A 1,234-nucleotide genomic window follows, 5' to 3' on the forward strand; every position below is an offset into this window, starting at 1 on the left:
ATAAAAGCCCCCGTAGCTTATGTAAATCCATAAGCTACGGAGCCCGTTTTCTCATTCTGCTGACATATATCTAGTCAATAAATGTTAGCAAGAACTTTGAAACTTTATATTAGTCTTCCTCTTTACGGCGTTTCGCAACAAGTCCTAGACCTGCTACTGCAGCCATCACTCCAAGTGCAATACTTGTTGAAGCATCTGCTGTACCTGTATTTGGCAAGACTTTTTTAGACGATACTGTACGTTTATTAGCTGTGTTCGTATCTTCTTTCAATTTTTCCACCAAGTCTGTTGATGGAATGATTGCTGTTTTACCGCTTGTTGGATCAGTTACAGTTGCATTACCCTTGTCATCAACTGTGACTGTCTTACCTGGGTTCGCATCTTCAACTTTCTTCTTAACTGCGGCTTTTTCAGCATCTGTTAAGTTATCCAAATTCTTGACTGGGGTTTTCTCTGATGGAACCACTGGGATGAAATCATCTGATTTTTCCACCAAGTCTGTCGATGGAATGATTGCTGTTTTACCGCTTGTTGGATCAGTTACAGTTGCATTACCCTTGTCATCAACTGTGACTGTCTTACCTGGGTTCGCATCTTCAACTTTCTTCTTAACTGCGGCTTTTTCAGCATCTGTTAATTTATCCAAATTCTTGACTGGGGTTTTCTCTGATGGAACCACTGGGATGAAATCATCTGATGTATCGCCACCATTAGATGCAACTTTTCTAAAGACATGGGTCACTACATTCTCTTCAACAGTTGTTTCGCTAAAGATATAGCCAGCAAAACTACCATGTTCAAATGCAGCTAAATCACGAGCCATATCCTCTGGAGTTGCAGAGACTTCTGATTTCAATGGACGACCTTCTTCATCAAGCCATTTAGTAATAATAAGCTGCAGTTCTGATAATTCCAATGGTTGTGGCAATTCACCATTAACAGCTTGAACACCTTTAGCTGGAGTTGTTACTGTATGTCCTGCATTTGTTGGTTGACCACCTGGTACAGTGATAACTGGAGTCCCTTTTGTTGGTTCTGTTGGTAATTCACTGTTTGGAATTTTGCCTGTTCCATCCTCGCCTATTACTACTGGTGTCTCAACTCCTGGAATTGTCACCGTAGTTCCTGGTGGGTATGATTGGTCATCCGCTTGTTTTGGTTCTACAATAACATTTCCATCACTATCTTGTGTCAACTCTACTCGTGGATTCTTCTGAGCTGGTGTCTCCACGTT

General features: G+C 41.2%; 1 protein-coding gene. It reads right to left on the reverse strand.

Translation table 11 applies throughout. The annotated features are described in order from the left end of the window. Positions 1-109 precede the first annotated feature (109 nt). On the reverse strand, positions 110-1,234 hold a 1,125-nt coding region (locus STRDD10_RS09760; RefSeq protein WP_197458342.1), incomplete at its 5' end, for an LPXTG cell wall anchor domain-containing protein.

Origin of the sequence: Streptococcus sp. DD10, from assembly GCF_001578805.1 — a bacterium.
GTDB lineage: Bacteria > Bacillota > Bacilli > Lactobacillales > Streptococcaceae > Streptococcus.